Raw genomic sequence first — 26,282 nt, 5'->3', positions numbered from 1 at the left:
CAGGTAAGGCGGCGACGACATGGTCGACAGCAATCCCCGCGGACATCGGTTGATGCCCGCGCGCACGAGCGAACAGATCCGCGAGTGGTGCGATCGTTCGGCGGTGCCGGGTGAACGTCGTGAGCTGTCGGACACCGCGGCGCTGCTCATCGCGTCCGGATATCTCACCCCGGGTGGTCGTGCGATCGTGGTGCGCCGGATCTCCACCGGCCGGCCGATGCCGTCGATGTCCGCGGGTTTCGGCGACCTCCGCCGCCTGCAGCGCGCGATCGTCCAGATCGAGCACCAGCTGTCGAGTCCGGTCGTGCCCGGCGTGGTCGGCGCCGTGATGCGCAACCGGCTCAACGGCCTGCAGCGGCGCCGCGAGGACGCCCGGAAACAGATCGTCGCCGCCAAGGGCGTGTTCGCCTCCGGAACCAGGGCGATCCGGCGCGAGCGTCGGGAGAACGTCTATCTCGAGATCGAGGAACGAGACCGCCTGTTCGCCGGTCTGCTCTGCACCCCGACCCCCAACGTCAACACGTCGAGCTACGTCCGACGCGCCGGAACCGCCGCCTTCGACCGGATCGCGGGCGTGGTCGGCCAGGTGGCCGCGAAGTCGGGCAACTCGCAGGCGGGGCAGTGGGCTGACCAATTCCTGTCCGGCGTGCGCGAGGTGCCGGGCGGTCCATCCCCGGCCGGCGCGCCGCGCGCCGCGGCCTTCGTCGACGGCTACGAGACGCTGTTGTTCATCACCGGTCATTACTACGACCGCATCCTCGGCAACCCCGCGTGGCGCTCCGACCACTTCGAGGTCCAGCGCACCCAGGTGAACCTGCATGCCGAGGTCGCCGAGATCGCCGCCGACGTCATCGCGCTGCGAGCCGTGCGCATCGATCTCGACCGGGCCAAGCGAAACGGCGGCTTCGACCGCACCTTCGCCGCGCAGATCGACCAGCGGGAGACGACGCTGCGACCGGTGTGGACCGAGCTCATCGACCGCGTCCAGGCGCTCGGCGAGGTGGCGCACGTCGTCGAGTCCGCGGCCGTCGAACTCCAGGTTCTCGCCGAGTACAACAAGGCGGCCACCCTGGACGATCGCATCGACGCGCTGATCGCGAGGTCGGGAGACCGGGAGATCTCCGTCGACAACGCCAAACGTCTCACCGAGCAGGTCCGCAGCGGCGAGGAGCAGTTGCGGATCTATCGAGATGTGTTGCAGGGCAACATCGCCCGAATCTCGCCGGCGGTGCCGCGGGAGCTACCCGCCCGCTACGAGCCGTCGTGAGGCGGCGCTGAGGTAACTCTTCTCGGAGGGCGTCAGCCGCCGCAGGGTGTGCTTCTCGATGTCGACGACGGCCATCTGGGTGCTCGCCACGCACGCCGGCCGGCCGGCGGGTTCGGCTCCGGCGCCGCGGATCTCGTATCCGATGGTGAAGTCCACCGAGCGAAAACCTTTGATCCACATCCCGATTCGCAACGGCGAATCGTCGTGGCGCAGCTGGGCCTGATACCGGATGTCGACGTGCACGATCATCGCGCTCGTGATCAGGGGGGCGTAGTCCTCGCCGGCGCTCAACAGCCACGCGATGCGCGCCTCTTCCATCAGCGTGACCATCCGTGCGTGGTTGATGTGGCCGAAGGCGTCCATGTCCGACCACCGCACCCCGACTTCGGCGACGAAGGCGAAGTCCTTCGGGCCGAGTCCCTCGGCCGGCGATGTCTCGTCCGGTCCGGGGCGCTGATGGTGAACAGAACGTGAACTGGGCATCGTCGACTTTCCTCGGCGGTCCCGGTGTCCGTGAGATGCCGTGGTCACGACCTTCCACTCCGCTGTACGCCGGGTAGTCTGTGAGTCTAGATGTCCGCGCCGCTCGGATTCCGACCGGCGCGGACGCGCACGTGGTGACACGACGGGTCCGGGTGCGCTCGGGGGGACTGTCGGCGAGGGAGTTGGCGAGATGTCGAGGCGGTTGATCGCGGGCCTGGTGTGCCTGATGGTGGGGATTCTGTCGACCCCGGCCATCGCCGACGCTGCTCCCAGACAGGTGGCGCGGATCGCCAAGTCCGAGAAGCTGAGTGCACTGCGTACCGACATCTGGGTGTTCTCGCCGGCGATGAACGAGCGGATCAAGCTGTCGGTGCTCACCCCGGTCGGCGGCTCGACGCCGCGCTCGACGGTCTACATGCTCGACGGCGCGGGTGCCGAGGGCGAGGTCAGCGACTGGATCACCAAGGGCCGGGCCGGTCGCTTCTTCGCCGACAAGAACGTCAACGTCGTGCTCCCCACCGGCGGCAAGGGAACGTTCTACACCGACTGGCAGAAGAAAGACGCGGCGCTCGGCAAGCCGATGTGGGAGACCTTCCTCACCAAAGAGCTGCCCCCGCTGATCGACGACAGATTCGACGGCAACGGACGCAATGCGGTCATCGGCTTGTCGATGGGCGGGCAGGCCGCCTTCTCACTGGCCATCCGCCATCCCGAGATGTACACCGGGGTCGCCTCGCTCAGCGGCTGCCCGCCGGTGTCCGGACCGCTCAACGAGGCGTATGTCCGGACCACCGTCGGCCGCGACGGCGGTGACGCCACCAACATGTGGGGCCCGTTCGGGTCGGCGGGCTGGCGCGCGCACGATCCGAGCCTCCATCTGGACCGGCTGCGGGGCAAGAACATCTTCATCTCGGCCGGGTCGGGTGCCATCGGACCTCTCGACCTGCAGCGGCAGATCGAGCCGGACGAAGGTCCGCGCGAGGTCGTGACCGCGTCGTCGTCGGCGCTCGAACTGGGCGCCTACCGGTGCTCGCTCGAGTTCGCCATCACGCTGCGCGCCGCGGGGGTGCCCTACACCGACGGGTTCCGCCTCATCGGAACCCACACCTGGGCGTACTGGGAGCGCGACCTCGCGGTCCTCTGGCCGACCATCGGTCGCGGGCTCTAGTCCGGCCGCGCCCGCGGGCCGACCCTAAGGGTCAGCTCCGGGGCCCGTCCCAGCTCTCGGCGAACCGCAGGAACACATCGACCTCGTCGGTGTTGGTGACGGTCACCCGCACGCCGTCACCGGCGAAGGGGCGGACCACCACCCCGGCGTCGACGCAGGCGCGTGCGAACTCCGACGACGCCGCGCCCAGGTCGAGCCACACGAAGTTGGCCTGCGAGTCGGGCACCCGGTATCCGGCCTCGCACAGTCGGGTGGTGACGCGGGCGCGTTCGGCGACGACCGCGTCCGTGCGGACAAGTAGCTGGTCGCCGGCATCGAGGCTGGCCAGCGCCGCGGCCTGCGCGACGCTGCTGACCGAGAACGGGACGTGGACCTTTCCCAGAGCCGTGATGACCTCCGGGTCGGCGATCGCATAGCCCACGCGCAGGCCGGCAAGTCCGTACGCCTTGGAGAAGGTGCGCAGCACCACCAGGTTGGGGAACTCGCGCCGGAGTTCGAGCGCGTCGTACGCCTGGTTCGACGGCAGGCGCAGGTACTCGAAGTACGCCTCGTCGAGTGCGACGACGACATCCGACGGCACGCGCTGCAGGAAGTCACGGAGGTCGGCCGCCTCGACCACGGTCCCGGTCGGGTTGTTCGGGTTGCACACGAAGATCAGCCGCGTGCGGTCGGTGACCGCGTCGGCCATCGCGCGCAGATCGTAGGTCAGGTCGCCGGTGAGCGGGACCTGCACCGGTGTCGCGCCCGCGACGCGGGTCGCGAGGGGGTAGGTCTCGAAGGACCGCCACCCGAAGACCACCTCGTCGCCCGGTCCGCTGGTGACGAGGATGAGGTTCTGGCAGAGGATGACCGACCCGCACCCGACCTGGATCTCGTCTTCGGTGACGCCGAGGCTCTTGGCCAGCGCCGCGGTCAGCTCGACCATCCCGTTGTCGGGGTAGCGGTTCACGGCTGCAGCGGCGGCGGCGATGGCGTCGATGACGCTCGGCAGCGGACCCTCGGTGACCTCGTTGCTCGCGAGCTTCACCGCTCCGGGAAACGTCTTGCCCGGCACGTACACGGGAAGGTCGTCCAGATCGGGGCGGATTCGCAGGCTCACCCGACCAATGTAGGCCGCGGTCGCGTATGGGCGGAAACCGGCTCTGACCAACCGGTTTGCTTGTGGCCGCGAAGGGTGTGTAACCTTTCGACTCGGCAGTTCGAAAGGACTCCGCCGAGGAGGCGTGCCAGAGCGGCCGAATGGGACTCACTGCTAATGAGTTGTCTCGCTAAAACGGGACCGGAGGTTCAAATCCTCTCGCCTCCGCCAACCGCAGTCGGCCGACCGCGGTACAACTGAAGAGCACGACAACTGAATATCACGCGCCCGTAGCTCAACGGATAGAGCATCTGACTACGGATCAGAAGGTTTGGGGTTCGAATCCCTACGGGCGCACCACAGAGGCCCGTCACCGATCCCGGTGGCGGGCCTCTTCTGTGCACGCCGGAACCCTGGGTGGGTGGACGAGGTGCCGGTGCACACGTTCTGGGTCACGGCGAACATCGGGCGGCGATCGGAGTGGCCCCGTCGGTTCCGATGATCTGCCGTGATGCCATCCATCCTCGCCGGTGTCCGTGGCGTCGACACGAGTACGGCACTACCCCAATCGGTGCGGGGGCGACTACGCGCGGAGGATGACCAGCTGCTGTGTCGCCCGTGTCATCGACACGTAGCGGTCGACGGCACCCTCGGTCCCGGGGCCGAACGAGTCCGGATCGACGAGCACCACGAGATCGAATTCGAGTCCCTTGGCGAGCGTGGGGGTCAGCGACCGCACGCGCTCGGTCCCCGCGAAGTCCGGTTCGCCGATCACGCATGCGATCCCGTCTCGATGTGCCGACGTCCAGTCGGCGATCACCGTGTCGAGGTCGGCGCGAACGCCGAAGGTCACCGGAATGCCCGACCGCCGAACCGAAGTCGGGACGTTCGCATCGGGAAGCGCCGCGCGGATGACGGGTGCGGCCGCATCCATGATCTCCTCCGGGGTCCGGTAGTTGATCGTGAGTCCCGCCTCGGTGACGTCGCCCAACCCGACGCGACGAAGTCGCTCTTCCCACGATTCGGTGAACCCGCGCCGGGCCTGCGCGCGGTCTCCGACGACGGTGAAACTCTTCGACGGACAGCGATCGATCAGCATCTGCCACTGGGCGTCGGTCAGTTCCTGGGCCTCGTCGACGACGATGTGCGCGAACGGCCCGGCCAGCGGCCCGGCGGTCTCACCGACGATCTCGTCCCCGAGGTTGTCGCGCAGGTTCTCGTGCCGCAGCATCGCCATCAGTCCCTCGCCGTCGTCGTGGACCTCCGCGGCGATCAGGTCGTCGACCACCTGGTCGATCTTCTCGCGCTCGGCCGTCATGGCCGTGCGCTGCCTGCGACGTCGGGCCGCCGCCGCCGGATCCCCGATTCGCCGATGTGCGCGGTCGAGGACCGGCAGGTCTGCATCGGTCCAGGCGTGCGGGGTGGCGCGCTGGAGCACGCGTACCTCGGCGGGGGACAGCCACGGCGCGCACATGCGGAGGAATGCCGGCACCGACCACAGGTCACCGACGATCTCGGCGGCGTCGAGCACCGGCCACGCGCGCGAGAATGCCGTCACGAGTTCAGCGTTCGCCGCCAACGCACGACGCAGCGCGTGGTGGGGCACGTCGTCGTCGTGTCGCGAGGCGATGATGGACACCAGTTCCTCCCACACCTCGTCGCGGGCATCGTTGTGCGCTGTACCGTGTTCCGGCACGTCGAAGGCGTCCGCCCAATCGGTCGGTGTCAGAGTCGTCTCCGCCCACGGAGTCTCGACCACCAAGGGGGTCGTGGGCGGTTGCTCGTAGAATCTCACCGCCGGTTCGACCGCCTCGACCATCCGAACCGATGACTTCAATCGCGCCACGTCGACGTCGGTTTCGGTTGTCGCCGAACCACCTTCGACGACGAAATCGGTGAGAGTGCATGTCTGGACGCTCTCCTCGCCGAGACTCGGCAGCACATCGGCGACATAGGAGAGGTAGGGCCGGTGGGGTCCGACGACGAGCAGCCCGCCGCGATTGCCCGCAAGGCGCGGATCGGCGTAGACGAGGTAGGCGGCACGATGCAGCGCGACGACGGTCTTGCCGGTCCCGGGACCACCGTCGACGACGAGGGCGCCGTGCGAGCCGGCTCGGATGATCGCGTCCTGATCGGTGGCGATGGTGCCGAGGGCATCTCGCATCCGCGGGGAACGACTGGCGCCGAGGTCGGCGAGGAAGGCCGACTGCTCGTCGAGCGCGGCGTGCGAGGCGAGCACCGCGGGGTCGTCGACGAAGACCTCGTCCCAGTAGTCGGTGATCCGGCCGTGCGTCCAGCGGTAGCGGCGTCGGCTCACCAGTCCCATCGGGTCTCGACGGGTGGCGGCGAAGAACGGCGCGGCCAGCGGGGTGCGCCAGTCGACGAGCAGGGTCTCGCCGGCGGAATCCGTCAGTCCGAGCCGCCCGACGTACAGGATGTCCCCGTCGTCGCGGACCAGCCGGCCCAGGCACAGGTCGAGGCCGAAGCGCCGTAGGGATCGTATGCGAGAGCCGAGCTGATGGATCTCCATGTCGCGGTCGACGGCCCGCCGCCCCTTGCCGCCGGCTTCGCGCAGCAGTCCCTGCAGGCGTTCCTCGGCGTCCGTCAGAGTGCGCCGCAGACTCGTGGTGATCGAGGTGAAATGTCGGGTGTCGTCGGCGATGAGGACGGGATCGTTCTTCGGGGACAGTTGGTCGGGGAGGGCGAACACAACGGTGGTCGTCGAACTCACGTCGGCAGGGGCTTCGGGTACTGAGGGCACAGATAGGACTCCGAATCGGCAGGCGGCGGGGTTGTCTCGGCAGGTGAGAGAGCGATTCTGCACCGCGAGGGGGGCCTTGCGGCAAGCCCCTGTCCAGGGCTTATGGTGAAAGGGGAAAAGAGATCGCCGCCCGCGCGGGTGAAACGGACTTTAGTCCCACTTGACCCGATCAGCCCATCACCTGTTGCAGCCTGGTGTGCTGTATGTGAAAGTACTGTCAGTTCACTACGGTGAACTCCTATCGGTGGGGCCTGTCAGGGGGCTGCCGCCCCCGAAGACCTGGGGGTGGGGCGGCAGCGCGGCCACGGTTCTCCATTCCCGGTCATCTCTCCCGTTCCGGGACTCATTCGACCAACTGGTCCTTTGTCACCGTGACGTCGCCGTGGCCTGCGGCTTTCCGATCGCCGAGATGAGCATCCGAACCCGCGTCGTAAGGTCGGAGATGGAATGACACGCGGCGTCGCGCCGGTCCGCCCGGTTGCAGCCGGTGCCTCGACGCGTCGTCGACGACGACGCTCACGATCTCGACCGGAGGCCGACGATGGGACAGCCGTACGGGGGCCGTGACCCCGGCGCCCGCGATCCGCGGCACCGCGACGATGCCGGCGGTCAGACCGGCGGGTCCGCACGTGATCTGTACGGACAGCCCGTCGCACCGCAGCTCTATCCGCCGCTCGGGTACGCCTCCGACGGCACCCCGCTGTTCCGTCCCGGCCAGCCGACGAACACCGAGCTGACCATGGTCGAGCGCGCCGAGCGTGCCGAGGGCGAGCGGATTGCGACCGCCGAGCGGGAGGCCGACGACGCGGACGGCCGGGCGGGTTCCCGCGTTCTCGGAGTACCCACCGCGACCCTGGTCCTGACCTCGGGAATGGTGGTGCTGCTCGTGGTGGCCTTCGTCGGATTCCTCGGACTCCGTCAGGGGGCCGAAGAACCCCTCGCGGATTCGCCGCTCACCACCGACACGATGCCGATCCCTCGTACCTTCGAACCGCCCAGCCTCACCCCGCCCGAGCCGGGACAACAGCTTCCGGGGCAACCCGGTGAGCGGATCGACCCGCAGAACAAACCGGTGACCTACGAGGCGACCATCGACGGGCAGGCCACCATCCTGTACGTCGATGATGCCGGGTTGCGCTCCGAGTTCGCCCCGACGAATCCGTGGACCGTCCAGTTCACCGGCGGGATCAATCCGCTGCGTCTGCTGGTGATCGCGGGGACGGGGAGTGCGGTGACCTGCTCGATCACCGTCGACGGCGAGGTGGTGGTGGAGGACACGGTGACGCCGTCGTCCACGCGTCGCACCGCGTCCTGCATCGCCTGAGCCGTCACGTTCCCGTCATCGCGAATCCCGCGTGTCGGTGGGGTGACCTGCTCGTCCGATGTGTGATCGGGGCCGTGGCTCGCTACCTTGGTCACGTGAGTTCCCCGCAGACAGCCCCAGACAGTGGTCAGTCTTCCGCCCCCAACGACGAGTTCAAGACGATGCTCACGTGGCGAGGCGAAGACACCGATCGACTCGAACAGGTCCGCCTGGTCGTGTCCGGCGCGCGCCTCAAGGCATACGGACGGATCATCGCCGCGGCGACCGCCGACCACGAGGCGTTCTCCGCGTCCTATGAGCTGCAGACCACCGACGCCGGTGTGGTCAAGCGGCTGACCGTGCACCTGGTGCGCGCCGACGGGGAGACGCAGTTCGGCATCACCCGCGACGACGAGGGCACGTGGCTGATCCGACGCCCCGACGGCGAGACCACCCGCTCGGATTTCGACGGCGCCGAAGACGTGGACCTCGCGCTGTCGCCCATGTTCAACTCTCTGCCGATCCGACGCCGCGGCCTGTCGGCGTCGACGCCCACAACGGTCGAGGTCCCGGTCGCCTACATGTATCTGCCCAGCGGCGACGTGAAGCCGGCGACGATGTCGTACACCCCGGGCAAAGACGGGTTCCGCGTGGTGTCGCCGCTCGCGACGACGACGATCACGGTCGACGAGAACAACTTCGTCGTCGACTATCCGGGTCTCGCGCGGCGCGTCTGAGCCCTGCCCGGGTTCAGCCCACCCACACCCGGCCCTGGTGGGCCTGACGGCGGAGTTCCTGCTGCCAGCCGTCGTCGCCGACGGTCACCCCGGAGATGACCTCCGCGGTCCCGGAGTGCAGCTGCTCGTACGCAGCCCGGGCGCGGTGTCCGTCGTCGACGAGCACTTCGACGGTCCCGTGGTCGCGCAGTTCGTCGCGCACGGCGATGAGGCGGTCGATGGTCTCGCTGAGGACGTTGAGCACGGCGATGCCGTTGGCCTCGATCATCGCCCGCTGCAGGGCGGGTGCCGTGCCGGCGACCCGGGTGCCGTCGCGGAAGCTGCCGGCCGCCAGGCGCAGCGCGAGGTCGCTCTCACCGGCCCCGACGGCGGCCGTTGCCGCGGCGGTCAGGTGCGGTAGATGGGAGATCGCGGCGACCGCCCGATCATGCGCATCGGGGGCGACCGGCACCACCCGTGAGCCGACGGCCACGGCGAGCCCGGCCACCGTGAGCCAGTCGTCGGACGGGGTGTCGTCTGTTGTGGTGACGGCCCACATGGCTCCGTCGAAGAGCGCCGCGTCGGTTGCTGCCCAGCCCGACGAGCTGGTCCCCGCCATCGGATGACCGCCCACATACCGGCCACCGGGATGCAGGTGGGCGAGGACGCGCGCGACTTCCTGCTTGACGCTGATGACGTCGGTGACAAGGACGTCGGGGGCGTGCTCGGCGATGGCGCTCACCAGCGGCTCGATCGTCGTCACGGGTGTCGCCAGCACGACCAGTGCGTCCGACGACGCCGCGCGGCCAAGTGTCGCAACGAGATCCGAAGACGCGTCGTATCCGTCGCGCGTGGCGGCATCGACGGTCGCCGTCGACCGGTTGTAGCCGAACGCCTCGTGTCCGGCGTCGTGCAGGGCCCGCACGAGCGAGCCGCCGATGAGGCCCAGGCCCAGCACGCATACCGGTCGGGGGAGGGTGAGAGCGGGGGACGACGGCGCGGCAGTCACCCTGACACGTTCCCATACCGGTCACGCACGGTGAACCGGGACTTGGGAGTACCGGTGATAGGGGCTACGGTTTCCTGCATGGCCGGTGCCGGATTTGGGAAGTCGGGGTCGAACGCGCAGGACGTGGACGACGACATCGACGGTTTTGCCGTGGCGGTCGTACGCGACGAGAGTGGCTGGAAGGTCACCGCGATGAAGCCGTCTGCGCTCTCCGACCTCGAGGACGCCGAAACCCAATTGCGTGAGCTGCGTTCCGCGGGCGCGGTGTTCGGGCTCCTCGATGTCGACGACGAGTTCTTCATCATCGTGCGGCCGTCCCCGACGGGAGCGCGTCTCCTGATCTCCGACGCGACCGCCTCCGTCGACTACGACATCGCGGTCGACGCGCTGGACGCCCTGAACGTCGAGGTGCCCGACATCGATCCGGACGAACTCGACCAGATCGATCCGTGGGAAGAAGGGGACCTCGGGTTGCTCGCCGACCTGGGACTGCCCGACGCGGTCATGAGCGTCATCGTCGGCGACACCGATCTCTACGCCGACGAGCAACTCGGCATGATCGCCGCACGGCTCGGCTTCGCCGACGAGCTGGGCAAGGTCCTCGATTCGCTCGGCCACTGAGCCTGTAGGCATCCGCGCGATGAGTGCGCCCCCCTGGGAATCCATGGTCCGTGCCGCACTCGACGCGGCGACGCTGTCGGGGACCGACGACGTACCCATCGGTGCGGTCGTGTTCGACCCGGAGGGCGTCGAATTGGCCCGCGCGGCGAACCGCCGGGAGGCAGATGGCGATCCGACGGCACACGCCGAGGTCCTCGCGCTGCGTGCGGCGGCGCGGGCGTTCGGTGACGGCTGGCGGCTCCCGGGGTGCACGATCGCGGTGACCGTCGAACCCTGCACCATGTGTGCGGGCGCGATCACGCTGTCCCGTGTCGACGCCGTCGTGTTCGGAGCGTGGGAGCCCAAGACGGGTGCGGTCGGCTCGTTGTGGGACGTCGTGCGCGATCCACGGCTGTCGCATCGCCCCCAGGTGAAGGGCGGCGTCCTCGAAGACGAGTGCCGCGCGCTCATGGTCGACTTCTTCGCCACCCGCCGACACCCGTGATCGCGCGCGGTCTCGGGGTCGCGCAAGGACAAGATCGGTGAGATCTCAGGGTGCGGACCGGTGGTCGTCGCTGCGCGGTCCTGGCAGATTGGAATGCAGCACCCCGACCCGCGAGGAGTAGTCATGACCGATCCGTCCGACAAGGTGACCGCGGCCTTCGACACCGCCAAGGCCAAGATCAACGAGTTCGCCGAGAGCGGCAAGGTGCAGGAGGCGCTGGGAACCGCCCGCGACAAGATCGACGAGCTCGTCGAGAGCAAGCAGGTCCAGGATGCCCTGGCCACCGCGAAGGACAAGCTCAACGACCTCGCGGAGAACGAGAAGGTCCAGGAGGTGTTCAGCACCGCCAAGGACAAGCTGAACGAGGTGTCGGAGAAGTTCACCAGCCGCTGACAGGCCGCTGACCTGCGTTCCTGCAGCTCAGTGTGCACCTGTGGCACGGTGGGAGGCAGGAGTCCGCTCCTCAGGCGGCGCCAGTGTCGAGCAGCCGGCGCGACGGTCGTCGCCGAGTTCTTCCACATCGGACGGCACCCGGCCGCGCCGAACCTCAACCCAGGAGGCTTCATGGGAACCACGGACGACGCCAAGAACAAGGCCGAAGAGCTCAAGGGTCGCGGCAAGGAAGCCGCGGGCAGCCTCACCGACGATCAGGACCTCAAGAACGAGGGCAAGGGCGACCAGGCGCAGGCCCAGGGCAAGCAGAAGATCACGGACGCCGCCGATGCCGTCAAGGGCAAGATCGACGACGTCAAGGACAAGCTGACCGGCCACTAGTACACCCGCCGCTCGGCGCCTGTACGCCTGACCAGCCGATTTAAGTCTGACCGCAGGTCTGCGGTACAGTCTTCGGCGGTGGCGTGTCCGAGCGGCCGAAGGTGCAGCACTCGAAATGCTGTGTGCGGTAACCCCGTACCGAGGGTTCAAATCCCTCCGCCACCGCCGGAAATGGCCCCCCATCCTCACGGGTGGGGGGCCATTTCGCTGTCCGGGTCTGCGCCGTCGAATCAGCCGAGGCTGAACGGTTTCCCGTATACGGCGATCGACTGCGACACGTTGTCGGTCGTGACGCTCACCTTGGCGTACGACCGGGCCTGTGCGTAGCCGGCGCAGCCGTTCACCATCATGGTCTCGTTGGTGTAGGCGAGAGTTCCCTTGCCGCCGGCGAAGCTGATCGACGACGAGTGGCCGGCCGCGCCGAACGCGTCCTTGTACTCGCGGTCGTTGATCACGTAGTTGGCCGCCTGGCCGGGGCCGATGGTCACGCCGGCGCCGGTCTCGGCAGTCGCGGTCGCGCTCTGGAGGTCGTAGTTGGGCGCGGAAGCGCCGGCTCGGCTGTTCGAGTTACCGCCGAGCGTGAGCTGGCAGCCGACGATGTAGCCTGCCCCGACGCCGATCTTCGCCGCCTTGTCGGACGTCGACACCACGTACTTGCCGGACACCCATGCATTGCGGTGCAGGGGCGTGCTGCCCATCGACGGGGTGATTCGCGCGGATTCGTTGCTGCGCGTGATGGTCACTGTCGTACCGTCTTTCAACGTCTTCGTGACGGATTGACCGGGGAGTTGGACGACGGTGTCGGCCTGTGCGGGTGCCGCGGTCAACGCGGGTACCAGTGCCGCGCAGGCGAGTGTGGTTGTGGCCGCGAGGATACGGGTGCGCGCGGTGTGGCGCTGGGGGGCGGTCATGGGAGCTCCGATTCGGCGAGTCATGGTCATGGTCAACGGTTTCGCGGTCAGCCGATGGAGAACGGCTTGCCGTAGAGGTTCACCTTCTGGTGCACCTCGCCGGTCGTCTCGATCGTGGTGAACGCACGCGCCTGGGCGTATCCGCCGCAGTTCTGCACATCGATCTGCGCGTCGTCGTAGCCGAGGTGGTAGGTGCCGGCCTTCTCGATGTTCTTGGTGTTCAACACCACGAACGTCACGTCGCCTGCAGCCAGCGGGACGGTCAGGGTCCCCGACAGGGACGGTGCGGTCGGGGTCAGCGATCCGGACAGACCGCCTTGGAGGCCCTTGATGTTCACCTGGCATCCGATGATGTAACCGGTGGATAGGGTGGCGGCGGCGCCGTTCGTCGCGGTGCCGTTGCTCCCGGGAAGCGTCGTCTCGCCGGCGGCGCCGACGCTCGGTCCTGCCTTGGCGGGCTTGAGATTCGGTGCATACAGCGTGATCTGACCGCTGACCCAGGTGGTCCTGGACACGCCGTTGGCGGCCATCGAGGCAGACACCCGTGCGCTCTCCTCGGACCGTACGATCCGGATGCCGTCACCGGTCGCGGTGCCGTCCGGAAGGCGGACGAATGCGTCCGCACCCGCCGACGCGGCGCCGGCGAGCAGCGCGGCGGTCACCGATCCGCCGATTAGTGCGGACAGTCCGACGGCCCGCAAGGTTCGTTGTGTCATCTCGTGCTCTCCTCGTTTCATCTACCCGCCCGAGGACGGGATGTCGCATGCGTCGAGAACTCATCGCAGGGGGATGGGCCCGTCAGCTGCGGCAGGGTGGCGATCGTTGGTGAACGTACCCTAAATACGAGATGAGTGAAAAACTATGTAGGGGGTTGACACCCTCCCGACTGGTAAAGGTAGCCTAACCTTTGCAAGGCGTGAGGATCTTGCCGGCGCGCGCTGGTGGTCTCGCACGCGAAGGTCTCGAGTTCGGTTGCTTAACAGTCGAACTCGCTGTACATGCGGGGACGTGTGATTCGGACACCGGTATCGTGTTCGCTGCTGAGTGCAGCCCACGACTCCCACGGTGCGCTGCCCGCGGTGCACACCGGCGATGCCGTCATAGATTTCGAACGGTTCTACGAGTCCGTGGAGTGGATGGCCGAGCAGCTGGCCTCCTGCGGGGTCACCCCGGGGAGTCGGGTTGGTCTCGCGATCCACACGGGCTGGGAGTTCATCCTCGCCTGGCATTCACTTCTCGAGGTCGACGCCGTGACCGTGCCGATCGTCCTCGACCCACGCCGCGCACCGGCCGGATCGGACGACATCGGCTTCGTGTTCGCCCACATCGACCAGTGCGTCGAGGTCGAGGATCTCGTCGAAGCCGTTGTGCACCAGAGTCGCTCCCGCGCGATGTACCGGGTTGCCAACGACTTCGTACTCGCCGCTCTCGGCGGACCCGATCCGGTGCGTGGGGAGGGTGGCCTGCTCGCCGACCTCGACGCGGGGTCTCTCGACACTGCACGCCAACTCGTCGCCGAGGCGGAATGGGTGGCCGAGCACGACGGGTTGCATCGTGGTGCACGTGTCGGACTCGAAGGGGATCTCGGCACCCGCGAGACCATGGTCCGCATCCTCGCCTGTGCGTCGGCCGGCGCGTGCGTTGCGGTCGATGCCCCGTTCGGGGTGCCCGACTGGGGAGCCCCGGCCGCTCGGTGACCGGGCGTCCGAAGCCTCAGCGCATCGCGGCGACCCGGTCGGCGAGGTCGGCCTCACGGCGTCGGACGAGGAGGTCGACAACGTCGTCGGTTGTTGAATCCGGTGGGAGCCAGAGCGATTCCGCGAGCACTCGGATGAGGCGAGGTCTGGTGAGCCGTGCCGGGCGACGGCCTATTCGAGTCAGGATGGCGGCGGTCGGCGACGCGGTGGAGAGCTCGGCCCGTCGCAGGGCGAACGTGCGCGGCCCGAAGTCGAAGAACACCGGTGTACCCGGTGCGAGTTCGAGTGCGTCGATGAACCGTCGGATCGAACCGGACCGCGCCTGGACCGACGCCCACGTGAAAGTCTGCGTACCCAGCGAGGTCTCGAGGGTGACCGGGGAACCAGGTGCGATGCCGAGGAGGCCGGCGACGGCGCTGGGGATGTTGAATCCCGTTCCGCGACATTGTGCGGGCGTGATCGTCGTGGCCCAGTGCACGAGGTCGTCCTCGCGATACAGACCGCGCGTCCGTCCCGGGGTTCGCCGGGGGCGGCGCGCCCGCTCGCGCCGGGTGACGACGCCGCCACGTATCTGGAACTCACCGGCGCCGGCGTATGCGCGGATGGTGGCCTCGCTGACGTCGTGTCGGCCGCGGATCGTCGCGATGACCTCGTCGATGGGTGCGGCCCCGTCACCGTCCGCCAGGATCGCACCGATCTGCAGGTGCACCGGCTCGTATCGCGGAAGGCCCCACTCGGCGAGACCGTAGCGGGTGCGGTCGGTCTTGACGATACGCGAATCCGACGCCAGTGCGTTGCGAATACTGTTGTGGGCGCGCGGAATCGCGGAAGTCGCATCGACGATCTCGGCGAAGGTCATTGCCGCGCCGCGTATCGAGAGCACCGCGGCGACGATCTCGCCCGTGGTCGACCGCGTGGCGATCGCATGACCGTCGATCAGTTCGTACCCCACCCGCCGCAGCCATCGCGCGGCCGAATCGTCGGACAAACCCAGATGATCGGCGATCGTGGTGATCGGAGCCACCCCACCGGGAAGCGCCGCCTCCGAGACGGCCGACTTCGTGAACTCGGCGACCGAGCGCAAGGTGCCCCGGATGATCCAGTCCTCGCTGGTACGCAAACCCGACGCCGCGGCCACCACCCGCCAGCAGGGGGCTTCGGCGTCGCCCACCGGCGATCCCGCGAGAGTCGAGTCCGCGGTGAGCTGGACGGCGTCCGCGAGTGGAGCGGCCCGCAGGTTGATCGTCGCCGACAGCTGGGCGAGAGCACGATCCGCGTCGATCAGCGAGGCCAGGCGGTGTCGGATGGACCGGTCGATCTTGGTGACGCGCTCGCGCGACAGTCCGAGGAGGTCGGCGACCTCGGCCTGCGTACGAGGTCTGCCGGCGTAGATGCGCTCGGTGAGTACCCGCCGCTCCTGGTCGGTGAGTGCGGCGTCGAACTCGGCTACCGCGGCGAGCGCGCGCAGGTCGCCCGGGGAACGTCTCGACGACGAGGGTCCGTCGGCGTGCGCGGTCATCGGTGAGGCTTCCTCAACGGGTCTGGGTGACGTCGGTGGAACGATGGCCCGGCTCGAGTTCGGGGGAGCGCTCGCGGGGCCCGCGCTGAGCACATCACAGGCTACCGGGACATGGCGGATGGACCGCTCGAACGGACGACGGTGCCCTCGGTCCGGATTGTCCCCCGAGCACAAAGGTCGGGACGAAGTCTGGCCTCAGCGACCGTTTCCGTTCCGCTCGCATTTTCATAGTGTTCTGGATCACATCGACGACGAGGATCTTGGAGGCACCCCGGTGACCAGCACGTACTTCGCATGGGATCTGACCCACCGCGACGACGCCCCGTGTGTTCGCGATGACGTTCTCGCGCTGGACTACGCCGGCTTCGCCCGGCGTGTCGAGGGTCTCGCCGAACAGCTCACCAGCCTTGGCGTTCGACGGGGGGACGTGGTGGCGACCTTCCTGCCCAACAGGGTCGAACTCCTCGTGACGTTGATGGCGGCATGGCGGATCGGCGCGGTCGCCACACCGGTCAACCCGGCCTTCACCTCCGAGGAGGCCGAGTATCAGCTGGCGGACTCCGGGACACGAGTCGTGATCGGCACCAGCGCCGGAGGAAGTGGGCCCGGCCGTGTCCATCTCGTGGCCGATGAGCTGGCGACCGCGCCGAGTCCGGGCTGGCGGGGGTCGGATCCGCCGGCAGCTGATGATGACGCACTGCTGGTCTACACCTCCGGTTCCACCGGCAGGCCCAAGGGCGTCCGGTTGTCGCACGGCAACCTGCACTACATGGCGTCGACGATGGTGACGCACTTCGGTCTCACCGAGGCCGACCATGCGCTCCTGGTGTTGCCGCTGTTCCATGTGAACGCCATCTGCGTCAGCTTTCTGGCCCCGATGCTCGCGGGCGGACAGCTGAGCATCACCGGACGATTCTCGCCGTCCCGGTTCTTCGATGACGTCGCACGACTCACCCCGACGTATTTCTCGGCCGTACCAACGATTTACGCGCTTCTCGTATCGCAGGACGGGCTCACCGCCGAGGCCACCGGTCCCCTCCGGTTCGCGGTGTGTGGGGCCGCCCCGATCTCCAGGGAACTGCTCGACCGGGTCGAGGGCGCCTTCGGAATACCAGTCGTCGAGGGCTACGGCCTGACGGAGGGCACCTGTGCGTCGGCCTGCAATCCGGTCGACGGGGTCCGCAAACTCGGGACCGTGGGCCCTGCGCTTCCGGGTCAGCAGATCGTCATCGTCGACGAACAGGGCGCGGAGGTGCCCGTCGGCGAAATCGGTGAAGTCGTCATCAGTGGACCGAATGTCATGCGCGGCTACCTGAACCGGTCTGAGGAGACCGCGGCGACCATCGTCGACGGCCGGTTGCACACCGGTGACGTGGGCCGCCTCGACGGGGACGGCTACCTCACGCTGGTGGACCGGATCAAGGACATGATCATCCGGGGCGGGGAGAACATCTACCCCAAGGAGATCGAGAACGCCCTCGCCACCCATCCCGACGTACTCGAGTGCGCGGTCGTGGGGGCGCCGGACGAACTCTACGGCGAGCTGCCCGTCGCGTTCGTCGTCGCATACCCACACCGCGGAGTGGACGCGGAGGTCCTGGGTGATCACCTCGCCGACCGGCTGGCAAAGATCAAGCGACCGAGCATCATCCACATCGTCGACGAACTCCCGCGCAATCCTGTCGGGAAGATCGACAAGCCCGCGCTGCGGTCGGGTCTCCGAAGTCCGCAGACCGTCTGATCCCTCACTCACCCGCCCGACCCCCGCGCCCGTCCGCGGCGCCGAGGGCGGTGAACCGCGCGCCGACACCGGCGATGGCGCACCACCCGACAACAGACAAACGACAAGGAGTGCACAGCAATGGGATTCACCCAACCAGACTTCCCCCAGGTAAAACCGGAGACATTCCTCCAGCGGCCGTTCTTCGACCGGATCCGCGTCCTCGGGGCACACTGGGCCGATCATGGCTTCGGCACGCCGAAGATGGTGCATCTGATCTATCTGATGAAGGTCTTCGTCTTCTACGGCGGCGTCGGGATCGCGCTCGCGACCCTGACATCCGGACTCGATCCGCTGCACGTGGCCGAGTGGTGGAACCAGCCGGTCGTCTATCAGAAGTTGGTCTTGTGGACCGTTCTGGTGGAGGTCCTGGGTATCGGGGGGTCGTGGGGACCACTGGCCGGTCATTTCAAACCCATGACCGGTGGGTTTCTGTACTGGCTTCGTCCCCAGACCATCCGGCTCCCACCGTGGCCGGGGAAGGTGCCCTTCACCAAGGGGGACTCCCGCACCGCGTTCGACATCGCGGTCTACGCCCTGATCCTCGCGAATCTCGCTGTGGCGATCGCGCTTCCGGGAGTCGCATCGAGTTCACTGGACTCAGCGATGAGTGACAACCAGGGCCTGGTGAACCCCGTCCTGATGTACCCGCTCATCGCGCTGCTCGTGGTGATCGGCCTGCGCGACAAGGTCATCTTCATCGCCGCGCGCTCCGAGCAGTATCTCCCGGCGATGATCTTCTTCGGCTTCCTGCCGTTCCTCGACATGATCCTGGCGCTCAAACTGCTCATCGTGTCGGTGTGGGTCGGCGCCGGTGTCTCCAAGCTGGGACATCACTTCTCGATGGTGATCCCACCGATGCTGTCGAACACCCCGTGGGTGCCGAGCACGAAGATCAAGCGGGCGCACTATCGCAACTTCCCCGAGGACATGCGGCCGTCGAAGCTGGCCGGGGGCGTCGGGCACGTCCTGGGCACCATCGTCGAGGTCGTCACGCCGCTGGTCCTCCTGTTCTCGACCAGCAAGACGCTCACCGTGGCCGCGGTCGTCCTCATGGTGTGCTTCCACTTGTTCATCCTGTCGACCTTTCCCCTGGCCGTTCCGCTCGAATGGAACCTGCTCTTCGCGTATGCCTCGGTGTTCCTGTTCCTCGGCTTCCCGGCCTGGGACGGTTACGCGCTATCCGACACATCGATGCCGTGGGCGATGGTGCTGATCGGTGTTGCGCTCTGCTTCTTCCCCGTACTCGGCAACCTGCGTCCAGACCTGGTCTCGTTCCTTCCGTCGATGCGGCAGTACGCGGGTAACTGGGCATCGGCCACCTGGGCGTTCGCACCCGGTGCCGAAGAGAAGCTCGACCAGCACATCGTGCGTCCCGCGAAGAACACCCGCACCCAGCTGCTCGGGTCGTATCCGGCAGACGTGGCCGACGTCGTGATGCACCAGCTGCTGGCGTGGCGTTCTCTGCACAGTCAGGGCCGAGCGCTGTATTCGCTGATGATCCGTCACCTCGGCTCGGACATCGACACCTACACACTGCGCGAGGCGGAGTTCTCGTGTAACTCCCTGGTGGCCTTCAACTTCGGTGACGGTCACCTCCACGACGAACGGCTCATCGCGGCTCTGCAGAGGCGGTGTGACTTCGCGCCGGGCGAGTTCACGGTGGCCTGGATCGAGTCCCAACCGATCCACCGGGGAACACAGCGATTCAAGGTGATCGACGCGGCGCTGGGCGTGATCGAGACCGGGACCTACCGGGTGACCGATGCGGTGAACGAGCAACCGTGGCTGCCGAACGGCCCCATTCCGTTCCAGGTCGACTGGACCCTCGACGTTGACGCTCACCGCGCCGTCACCGATCCTGAGGTGGTGCATGAACCGCAGATGCGCTCCGATGATCGCAGCGCGACGCCGGTCCGGCTGACCGATCAGGCGCCGCAGTGACCACAGCTGTCGTGGTCGGCGGCGGGCCCAACGGGCTCGCCGCCGCTCTGCACCTGGCGCGCAACGGTGTCGACGTGCAGGTCCTGGAGGCGGCCGACACCGTCGGCGGTGGGGCACGGTCGGGGGAACTGACGGTGCCGGGCGTCATCCACGACCACTGTTCGGCTTTTCATCCGCTGGGCGTGGGCTCGCCGTTCTGGGCCGAGGTGGGTCTCGAACGATACGGGCTGGCGTGGAAGTGGCCCGAAGCCGACTGTGCACATCCTCTCGATTCCGGCGACGCCGGCCTGCTGTTCCGGTCGATCGACGCCACGGCGGCGGGATTGGGCGCCGACGGACCGCGCTGGAAGGCGATGTTCGGTGATCTCGCCGAGCATTTCGATGACCTCGGCGACGATCTGCTCCGCCCGATCGTCCGCGTACCCGGTCACCCGATCCGGCTCGCGTCGTTCGGGCCCCGGGCCATCCTGCCGGCCACCGCGCTCGCCCGCTGGTTCCGCACCGAGCGGGCCCGTGCGCTCTACGGCGGGATCGCGGCACACCTGTTCTCCCGCTTGGACCGGCCCCTCACCGCTTCCCTCGGGCTGATGATCGCGGCGAGCGGACACCGCTACGGCTGGCCGGTGGCCGAAGGCGGATCGGGAGCGATCACCGCGGCGATCGTCGGGGCGCTGCGGGATTCGGGCGGCAAGATCGAGACCGGGGTCCGGGTGAGCTCGCGTGCCGACCTGCCGCCGGCGGACATCACGCTGCTGGACTTGTCCCCGGCCCAGGTTCTCTCGATCTTCGGCGACGAGATGCCGACCCGAATTCGCCGCTCGTACCGGCGTTATCGAATCGGGTCGTCGGCATACAAGGTCGACTTCGCGATCGACGGTGACATCCCGTGGTCGAATCCGGAGTGCCTGCGCGCCGGGACAGTGCACCTCGGCGGAAGTTTCGACGAGATCGCGCACGCGGAGCGACAGCGAGCGGCAGGGGTGATGGTTCCGCGGCCGTTCGTCCTGCTCGGCCAGCAATACATCGCCGACCCCGGTCGCAGCGCGGGCGGGCTCAATCCGATCTATGCCTACGCGCACGTCCCTCGTGGCTTCGACGGTGATGCCACCGAACAGGTCGTCGCCCAGATCGAGAGGTTCGCGCCCGGGTTCCGCGACCGGATCGTGGCGACGGCGAGCGCGGGTACCGAACAGCTTCACGCATCCAACGCCAACTTCGCGGGTGGGGACATCATCGGCGGAGCGAACGACGGCCTGCAGATGGTCCTGCGGCCCCGGGCAGCGCTCGATCCGTACGCGATCGGCGTTCCGGGCGTGTACATCTGCTCACAGGCCAGTCCGCCGGGTGCCGGTATCCACGGGTTGTGCGGCTACCACGCCGCGGAGTCGGCGCTGCGGTACGCGCGGTCGTCACGATGACCGCCTCGCGACCGTCGCGGGCGCTGCGGACTCCGGCGGGGGACGCCGCGCGCGACCGGCTTGCAGGGGTTCCCGCGTCCGCCGGGTCCGAACTGCTCGAGCAAGCAGCTGTGATCGCGAAGGCACTGCAGGACAACGTGTCCGACATCGTCTCCGAATTGAGTGCCATGATGGCCCGCGAGATCGATCAGCTCGACACAGACCCCAAGCTCGTGGAACTGCTCGAGGCGAGTGTGCACGGCAACGTCTCCACGATCATCCACGTCCTCGCGAACGACATCCCGATCGAGCACCTGCAACCGACCACAGCCGCGGTGGAATACGCACTGCGACTGGCACAACGGGACGTGCCCTCGAACTCGCTCGTCCGGGCCTACCATCTGGGGCAGAACAGCGTGATGCGCCAATGTTATCGACTGGTCGAAGATCTCGACCTCGATGCCGGGGAATCGATGGCGCTGACACGGCACATCTCCGACGTGTTGTTCGGTTACATCGACTGGATCTCCCTGTACGTGTTCGAGGCGTACGAGGACGAGCGTCGGCGATGGCTGGGGGTCGAAGGGAACGTCCAGTCAGCGGCCATCCTCTCGTTCCTCGACAGTGCCGAACCCGACGAGCGCGCATTCGAGTCCGAGACCGGGTACCAGCTCGACCGGCGTCATCTTGCGCTGATCCTCTGGTCGTCCGAGGACGAACCGCGCGAACTCATCGGGCTCACCCATGCGGCCCGCGAACTCGGCGCCCGACTCGGCGGGGGCGTCACGCCGATCGTCACCGCCATCGACCGTTCGACCGTGTGGGCGTGGATTCCGCTGACCGGTAGGGACGTCACCGACGACTCGTCGGTGATCACGGTTCGCTCAACCGTTCCGGCGGGTGTCCGCGTCGCGGTGGGGATGCCCGCATCCGGGGCACGGGGCTTTCGGCGAACGCACGAGCAGGCGCGCGCCGCCTACTCCGTGGCGTCCATGCCGGGTGGTGCGGCGGACCGGGTGATCGGATTCGGTGACCGGGGCGTGGCCGTGGTGTCTCTTCTGGCGCAGGATCTCGAGTCGACGCGTGCCTGGGTCCACGAGGTCCTCGGTGGGCTCGCCGAGGACACCGCCAACGCCTCCATGTTGCGGGAGACGCTCTCGGTGTACCTCGCCACCAAGGAGAGCCATCTCCACACCGCCGAACGACTCAACCTTCATCGCAACACGGTGAAGTACCGCATCGGCAAGGCACTCGCCGAGGTCCCGGGAGACCGTGACCGCCTGGATCTCGCTCTGGCGCTGACGGTCTGCGAGTTCCTCGGCCCGGTGATGTTCGCGCGCTGAGTGTCGGTGGCCGGTCGTGGCGTCAGGCCTGGTCGTCCGATCGCTCGATGTCCCGCCGGGGTTGCCCGGTGATCTCGTCGATCTTCGCACCGGTCGTGGGCGCGAAGTGCGAGTCGTCGAACCGGGGTTCGCCGTCGACACGGAGGTCATAGCGTCGGAGTATGTCTCGCACCGGGTCTTTCATCTCCGCGAAGACGAGTGTGATGTCGTGGGTGCGGAGATAGTCGTCGAGCTCGACGAGTTCGTCGACCGCGGTGGCGTCGATGTCGACGATGGGTTCGGCCGCGATGATCACGGTGTGCAGTTCTCGCCCGGCCTTTCTCGCCTCGCGGACCTTGCCGCGGACGTAGTCGTCGAACATGCCGCCGTTGGCGAAGAACAGTGGTGCGTCGAACCGGATGATCAGCACGCCGTCGATGCGTTCGGCCTCGGGATGGCGGGTCACGTCGTGGTAGCCGCGCACTCCCGGAACCCGGCCGAGTTCCGTCCGGTACGGACGCCACGCGAGGTTCACGAACGCGATGAACGACAGGCCGATCGCGACCAGAATGCCCTGCAGGACACCGATCAGCGCGACACCCAGGAACGCGGCGATCGACAGCGCGCCCTCGACCCAGTTGGCGCGGAACAGCGCGACCACGCCGGAGATGTCGATGAGAGAGATCGCTGCGGCGATCACCACGGCGGCCAGCGCGGCCGACGGGAGGTAGGCGGTGACCCCCGGTGCGATGAAGATGAACACCACGATCAGGAGCGCCCCGACGACCGAGGCGAGTTGCGTTTTGGCCCCGGCCTGTTCGGCCACCGGGGTCCGGGATGACGACGCCGAGATCGCGAATCCGCTCAGGAACCCGGTGGCGATGTTCGCGGTGCCGATGGCCGCCATCTCCTGGCTGCCGTCGACCTGGTCGCCGGCGCGAGCCGCGAAGGTCCGCGACAGCACGCTGGTGTCCGCGAAGGCGATCAGCGCGATACCGACTGCCGGGCCGATGAGGCTGATGACGTCGTCTAGTGTCACGCCTTCCAGAGACGGCGACGGGAAGCCGCGAGGCATGGCGCCGACGACCGGGAGGTCGTCGGACCAGCCGAACACCGCCACCGCGACGATCGAGGCAACGACCGCGACGAGTACACCCGGGATGGCCTTGCGCCAATACCTGAGCCCGAAGATCAGGATGAGACAGGCGATGCCGATGACCGACGGAAGCAATTCGGCGTCACCGGACGCGACGCCCTTGACGATGTTGATCGCCTCTTGGATGACCGAATCGCCGTCGACGCCGAAGCCCAACAGTTTCGGCAACTGGCTGAGCACGACGACCAGCGCGATCCCGTTGAGATAGCCGATCCGGATCGGCTTGGACAGGAGATCGGTGACGAAACCGAGCCGGAGCAGTCCGCCGATCAGTAGGACCACGCCGACCTCGATGGCGAGGACTCCGGCGAGCGCGATCCGCTCCGCGTCGAAGGCCGCGAGCGGGATGATCGACGCCGCGATGATCGGGGCCAGCGACGAGTCGGGGCCGAGGACGAGGATGCGCGACGGTCCGACGACGGCGTAGACGAGCAGCGGGATCACCGTCGCGTAGAGGCCGGTCACCGGTGGAAGGCCGGCGACCTCCGCGTATCCCATGCCCGCAGGGATCAGCAAGGCGGTCAGCACGATGCCGGCGACGATGTCGCCCTTCAACCACGACCTCTCGTAGCCGCGGAGTACTCCCAGCCCGGGCAGGAACCGTGACACCGTTTCCGGTTGCATCAAGCGATTATGGGCCTTTGCGGCGGTTTCGGCTTCTCTTTGCCGAGTCGATATCGTGCCCGGTTCGAACGGGTCAGGCGGTGACGGACCGAGAGACGTTCCGCTGGGTCGGTGTCCGCGGCGGGATCACGGGCGACAGCGCCAGCGCGATGGTGCCGGTGACCGTGAGGTGGGCGGGGACCTCGGCGTGCATGGTGCGACGATGCCGGGAGAGATCGACCACGGTGATGTCGGCCATGGTGGCGCCCGCGAGGTGCGACCCGGGGAACGCGACGTCGAGCAGCGCGGAGTGGAGCGGGAGAGTGGCGTCGACGTGGACGACGACGCGACCGCGTGCGACGACCGCAGAGGTGATCCGGGTGACCAGCGTGGGGAACCACACCGAGGTAGGGCACAAGGACTGGCAGACCGGTTCACCATCGGCATCGAGGTAGAACGCGATCTTGCGATGCAGCGATTCCGCGCGGAGCGAGAGGTCGCCGGCGACGACGTCCGCGCCGCAGGAGCGCAGCTCGGTTCCCCACGTTGCGGTTTCGAACGTTCTGGTCACGGTGACGCCTTTCAGTGAGGGCAGTAGGTCGAACAAGGTCACCGGATCAGATCTACTCCGCACGGCGTTGTTGCGGAACACATCTCGCCGCTAAGAGTTCGTCAATTCGCCTGCGGCCCGCCGATCATCTCGAGCGCGACGTCCCGAGCGGCGTCGAGGGCATCGGGTTCGACTCCCATCCCGGCGGTCACCAGCGCGCCCTCGTGCAGGATGAACAACCGTCGTGCCAGTGCGCTCGCATCGGGGCTCCCGGCATCGGTGGCGATCGAGGTGAGAAGGTCACGCAGATCGTGCTTCTGCCCCACGATGATCGGATACGCCGGGTGGTCGGGATCGCTGATCTCGGCGTGCGCGTTGATCATCGCGCACCCCTTGTGGCCTCGGGCGGCCGACCAGTCCCGCGTCGCGTCGAAGACCGCCGCGAGTCGGGCGCTCGGCGTCGGGTCGGCTGCGTCGAGTCGGGACCGGAGGAACTCCTGCCAGGCGGCGTTGCGGGCGCGTAGATACTCGACGACCACCTGCTCCTTGGAACCGAAGCGGTCGTAGAGCGTGCGTTTCGTGACTCCCGCGGCCTCCGCGATGGAGTCCACGCCGACCGCATGTATTCCGCGCTCGTAGAACAGCTCGGAGGCCGCCTCGAGGATGAGTCGGGCCTTGGGTGTCCAGTCCACGGTCGGGGGTGCGGTCTCAGCGGTCACATGACAAACACTACACCGATCGGTAAAGTCGCATCCATGCAGACTTCACAGATCGGTATACCGGCGCGGTGGGTGACCTTCGCGATGTCGGCGGCGTTCGTCGTCTGTTGGTCGTCGGGCTTCATCGGGGCGAAGCTGGGAGCCGCCGAGGCGTCGGTGCTCACCATCCTCATGTGGCGATTCCTGGTGGTGGCGGCCGTGCTCGGCGGCGCCGTGTACTTCCTGTGGCGTCGGCGGGGTCTGGCGCCGATGTCACTGAGGTGGTTCGGTTCTCAGCTCGTGGTCGGGGGTCTTTCCCAAGCGGGTTACACGGTCACGGTGTACTGGGCGATCGCGCTGGGTGTCAGTACCGGGACGACCGCACTGATCGACGGCGTCCAACCGCTCGTCGTCGCCGCACTGGCGGGTCCGCTGCTCGGTGCGGTCACCCATCGACGCCAGTGGTGGGGTCTGCTCGTCGGTGCGGCGGGTGTCGTTCTCGTGACCTGGTCGGACGCGGCATCCTCGGCAGCTGCGCCCTGGTGGGCCTACCTCATACCCCTGCTCGGAATGGCTGCACTCGTCGCGGCCACCTTTCTCGAACGACGCGTCGACGACTCGCCCTCACCCACGGTCGTCCTGGCGATCCACTGCGGGGCGTCCGCGGTGATCTTCACCGCGGCAGGACTTCTCGCGGGAGTGGCGGTACCGCCCGCGGATGGCACCTTCTGGTTGGCGATCGCCTGGCTGACTGTTCTGTCCACACTCGGTGGCTACGGGTTGTACTGGGTGCTCCTACGACGATCCGGCGTCACCTCGGTCAACACGCTGATGTTCCTCATGCCGCCCGTCACGGCATTGTGGGGGACGGCGATGTACGGCGAACCCTTTGGATGGGCAACGGGTCTCGGTCTGGCGATGGCCTGCAGCGCCACCTGGGTGGTGAATCGTCCGCCGTCATCAAAAGCCCGCGATCGGCGCGAGGCGGAAGCGCGTACGGCAACCGCTGCTCCCTGAGGCGTGAGGGGCGGTGAGGAAGGC

24 protein-coding genes and 3 tRNA genes are annotated in these 26,282 nt (G+C 67.7%); 17 read left to right on the top strand and 10 right to left on the bottom strand.

Going from position 1 to position 26,282, the window contains the following annotated elements:
- Positions 1 to 19: 19 nt before the first annotated feature.
- Positions 20 to 1,267: a hypothetical protein gene (locus AMD30_RS14495; protein WP_010843235.1), complete on the top strand. Its 1,248-nt coding sequence runs from the start codon at positions 20 to 22 to the stop codon at positions 1,265 to 1,267.
- On the opposite strand, the gene AMD30_RS14490 is transcribed toward AMD30_RS14495, so the two are convergent.
- Positions 1,241 to 1,750, bottom strand: coding sequence for an acyl-CoA thioesterase (locus AMD30_RS14490; RefSeq protein ID WP_010843236.1), 510 nt, complete (start codon positions 1,748 to 1,750; stop codon positions 1,241 to 1,243). The two genes, AMD30_RS14495 and AMD30_RS14490, sit on opposite strands and share 27 nt — an antisense overlap.
- A gap of 190 nt (positions 1,751 to 1,940) precedes the next feature.
- Between AMD30_RS14490 and AMD30_RS14485 the strand changes: the two genes are divergently transcribed.
- Positions 1,941 to 2,918 (top strand): alpha/beta hydrolase, encoded by a 978-nt coding sequence (locus AMD30_RS14485; RefSeq protein ID WP_035717600.1) that lies wholly within the window; start codon positions 1,941 to 1,943, stop codon positions 2,916 to 2,918.
- Between the two features lie 31 nt (positions 2,919 to 2,949).
- Here the strand turns inward: AMD30_RS14485 and hisC are convergent, their stop codons facing one another.
- Positions 2,950 to 4,017, bottom strand: coding sequence for a histidinol-phosphate transaminase (gene hisC, locus AMD30_RS14480; protein ID WP_035717604.1), 1,068 nt, complete (start codon positions 4,015 to 4,017; stop codon positions 2,950 to 2,952).
- A gap of 118 nt (positions 4,018 to 4,135) precedes the next feature.
- Between hisC and AMD30_RS14475 the strand changes: the two genes are divergently transcribed.
- Both AMD30_RS14475 and AMD30_RS14470 read left to right on the top strand, forming a co-directional pair.
- Positions 4,136 to 4,227, top strand: a tRNA-Ser gene (locus AMD30_RS14475).
- 53 nt (positions 4,228 to 4,280) lie between these two features.
- Positions 4,281 to 4,356, top strand: a tRNA-Arg gene (locus tag AMD30_RS14470).
- Between the two features lie 223 nt (positions 4,357 to 4,579).
- Here the strand turns inward: AMD30_RS14470 and helR are convergent.
- Positions 4,580 to 6,727 carry an RNA polymerase recycling motor ATPase HelR gene (gene helR / locus AMD30_RS14465; protein WP_035717607.1) on the bottom strand — a complete coding sequence of 716 codons (2,148 nt, stop codon included), beginning with the start codon at positions 6,725 to 6,727 and terminating at the stop codon, positions 4,580 to 4,582.
- A 571-nt stretch (positions 6,728 to 7,298) separates the two neighbouring features.
- Here helR and AMD30_RS14460 point away from each other — a divergent pair.
- Both AMD30_RS14460 and AMD30_RS14455 read left to right on the top strand, forming a co-directional pair.
- Positions 7,299 to 8,081 (top strand): hypothetical protein, encoded by a 783-nt coding sequence (locus tag AMD30_RS14460; RefSeq protein ID WP_010843240.1) that lies wholly within the window; start codon positions 7,299 to 7,301, stop codon positions 8,079 to 8,081.
- A 161-nt stretch (positions 8,082 to 8,242) separates the two neighbouring features.
- Complete coding sequence (locus AMD30_RS14455) at positions 8,243 to 8,797, top strand: putative glycolipid-binding domain-containing protein (RefSeq protein WP_010843241.1); 555 nt, start codon at positions 8,243 to 8,245, stop codon at positions 8,795 to 8,797.
- Between the two features lie 13 nt (positions 8,798 to 8,810).
- Here AMD30_RS14455 and AMD30_RS14450 read toward each other — a convergent pair whose 3' ends face one another.
- Positions 8,811 to 9,785: a prephenate dehydrogenase gene (locus AMD30_RS14450; RefSeq protein WP_035717611.1), complete on the bottom strand. Its 975-nt coding sequence runs from the start codon at positions 9,783 to 9,785 to the stop codon at positions 8,811 to 8,813.
- Positions 9,786 to 9,863: 78 nt separating this feature from the next.
- Here AMD30_RS14450 and AMD30_RS14445 point away from each other — a divergent pair, with 78 nt between their 5' ends.
- From AMD30_RS14445 to AMD30_RS14425, 5 genes are all read left to right on the top strand, one after another.
- Positions 9,864 to 10,406 (top strand): tRNA adenosine deaminase-associated protein, encoded by a 543-nt coding sequence (locus tag AMD30_RS14445; protein ID WP_014925043.1) that lies wholly within the window; start codon positions 9,864 to 9,866, stop codon positions 10,404 to 10,406.
- Positions 10,407 to 10,425: 19 nt separating this feature from the next.
- Positions 10,426 to 10,890 carry a nucleoside deaminase gene (locus tag AMD30_RS14440; protein ID WP_193748601.1) on the top strand — a complete coding sequence of 155 codons (465 nt, stop codon included), beginning with the start codon at positions 10,426 to 10,428 and terminating at the stop codon, positions 10,888 to 10,890.
- Between the two features lie 123 nt (positions 10,891 to 11,013).
- Positions 11,014 to 11,283, top strand: a complete 270-nt coding sequence (locus AMD30_RS14435; RefSeq protein ID WP_010843245.1) for a hypothetical protein — start codon at positions 11,014 to 11,016, stop codon at positions 11,281 to 11,283.
- Between the two features lie 171 nt (positions 11,284 to 11,454).
- A complete protein-coding gene (locus tag AMD30_RS14430; protein ID WP_055476094.1) occupies positions 11,455 to 11,664 on the top strand; it encodes a CsbD family protein in 210 nt (69 codons plus the stop codon).
- Positions 11,665 to 11,741: 77 nt separating this feature from the next.
- Positions 11,742 to 11,829, top strand: a tRNA-Ser gene (locus tag AMD30_RS14425).
- 65 nt (positions 11,830 to 11,894) lie between these two features.
- On the opposite strand, the gene AMD30_RS14420 is transcribed toward AMD30_RS14425, so the two are convergent.
- Positions 11,895 to 12,575: an MspA family porin gene (locus AMD30_RS14420; RefSeq protein WP_231632726.1), complete on the bottom strand. Its 681-nt coding sequence runs from the start codon at positions 12,573 to 12,575 to the stop codon at positions 11,895 to 11,897.
- Between the two features lie 47 nt (positions 12,576 to 12,622).
- Positions 12,623 to 13,291, bottom strand: a complete 669-nt coding sequence (locus AMD30_RS14415) for an MspA family porin (RefSeq protein ID WP_055476106.1) — start codon at positions 13,289 to 13,291, stop codon at positions 12,623 to 12,625.
- A 282-nt stretch (positions 13,292 to 13,573) separates the two neighbouring features.
- Between AMD30_RS14415 and AMD30_RS14410 the strand changes: the two genes are divergently transcribed.
- Entirely contained in the window at positions 13,574 to 14,272 is a 699-nt protein-coding gene (locus tag AMD30_RS14410) for an AMP-binding protein (RefSeq protein ID WP_084817269.1), read from the top strand.
- A 16-nt stretch (positions 14,273 to 14,288) separates the two neighbouring features.
- Here AMD30_RS14410 and AMD30_RS14405 read toward each other — a convergent pair whose 3' ends face one another.
- On the bottom strand, positions 14,289 to 15,791 hold the full coding sequence (locus tag AMD30_RS14405; protein ID WP_055476092.1) for a sigma factor-like helix-turn-helix DNA-binding protein: 1,503 nt from the start codon (positions 15,789 to 15,791) through the stop codon (positions 14,289 to 14,291).
- A gap of 274 nt (positions 15,792 to 16,065) precedes the next feature.
- Between AMD30_RS14405 and AMD30_RS14400 the strand changes: the two genes are divergently transcribed.
- The 4 genes from AMD30_RS14400 (at position 16,066) to AMD30_RS14385 (ending at position 22,255) form a co-directional block, all read left to right on the top strand.
- Positions 16,066 to 17,532, top strand: coding sequence for a class I adenylate-forming enzyme family protein (locus AMD30_RS14400; protein WP_055476091.1), 1,467 nt, complete (start codon positions 16,066 to 16,068; stop codon positions 17,530 to 17,532).
- Between the two features lie 120 nt (positions 17,533 to 17,652).
- A complete protein-coding gene (locus AMD30_RS14395) occupies positions 17,653 to 19,515 on the top strand; it encodes a DUF3556 domain-containing protein (RefSeq protein ID WP_055476090.1) in 1,863 nt (620 codons plus the stop codon).
- The gene (locus AMD30_RS14390) at positions 19,512 to 20,933 is read left to right on the top strand and encodes a phytoene desaturase family protein (protein WP_055476089.1); all 1,422 of its coding nucleotides are present in this window, start codon (positions 19,512 to 19,514) and stop codon (positions 20,931 to 20,933) included. The genes AMD30_RS14395 and AMD30_RS14390 overlap by 4 nt, the downstream gene beginning before the upstream one ends.
- On the top strand, positions 20,930 to 22,255 hold the full coding sequence (locus tag AMD30_RS14385; protein ID WP_055476088.1) for a PucR family transcriptional regulator: 1,326 nt from the start codon (positions 20,930 to 20,932) through the stop codon (positions 22,253 to 22,255). Before AMD30_RS14390 ends, AMD30_RS14385 begins: the two co-directional genes overlap by 4 nt.
- Before the next feature lie 22 nt (positions 22,256 to 22,277).
- Here the strand turns inward: AMD30_RS14385 and AMD30_RS14380 are convergent, their stop codons facing one another.
- The 3 genes from AMD30_RS14380 to AMD30_RS14370 all read right to left on the bottom strand — a co-directional run bounded on the left by AMD30_RS14380 (position 22,278) and on the right by AMD30_RS14370 (position 25,262).
- Positions 22,278 to 24,014, bottom strand: coding sequence for a SulP family inorganic anion transporter (locus tag AMD30_RS14380; RefSeq protein ID WP_014925055.1), 1,737 nt, complete (start codon positions 24,012 to 24,014; stop codon positions 22,278 to 22,280).
- Between the two features lie 73 nt (positions 24,015 to 24,087).
- Positions 24,088 to 24,564 carry a hypothetical protein gene (locus tag AMD30_RS14375; RefSeq protein ID WP_044507520.1) on the bottom strand — a complete coding sequence of 159 codons (477 nt, stop codon included), beginning with the start codon at positions 24,562 to 24,564 and terminating at the stop codon, positions 24,088 to 24,090.
- A gap of 101 nt (positions 24,565 to 24,665) precedes the next feature.
- Positions 24,666 to 25,262 carry a TetR/AcrR family transcriptional regulator gene (locus tag AMD30_RS14370; RefSeq protein ID WP_055476087.1) on the bottom strand — a complete coding sequence of 199 codons (597 nt, stop codon included), beginning with the start codon at positions 25,260 to 25,262 and terminating at the stop codon, positions 24,666 to 24,668.
- 36 nt (positions 25,263 to 25,298) lie between these two features.
- On the opposite strand from AMD30_RS14370, the gene AMD30_RS14365 reads away from it, so the two are divergent.
- Positions 25,299 to 26,258 carry a DMT family transporter gene (locus AMD30_RS14365; RefSeq protein WP_055476086.1) on the top strand — a complete coding sequence of 320 codons (960 nt, stop codon included), beginning with the start codon at positions 25,299 to 25,301 and terminating at the stop codon, positions 26,256 to 26,258.
- Positions 26,259 to 26,282: the final 24 nt, after the last annotated feature.

The sequence above is a fragment of the Gordonia sp. HS-NH1 genome (assembly GCF_001418765.1).
GTDB lineage: Bacteria > Actinomycetota > Actinomycetes > Mycobacteriales > Mycobacteriaceae > Gordonia.
Note: the sequence above shows the minus strand (reverse complement) of the source record. Positions and strands in the feature narration are given on the sequence as shown.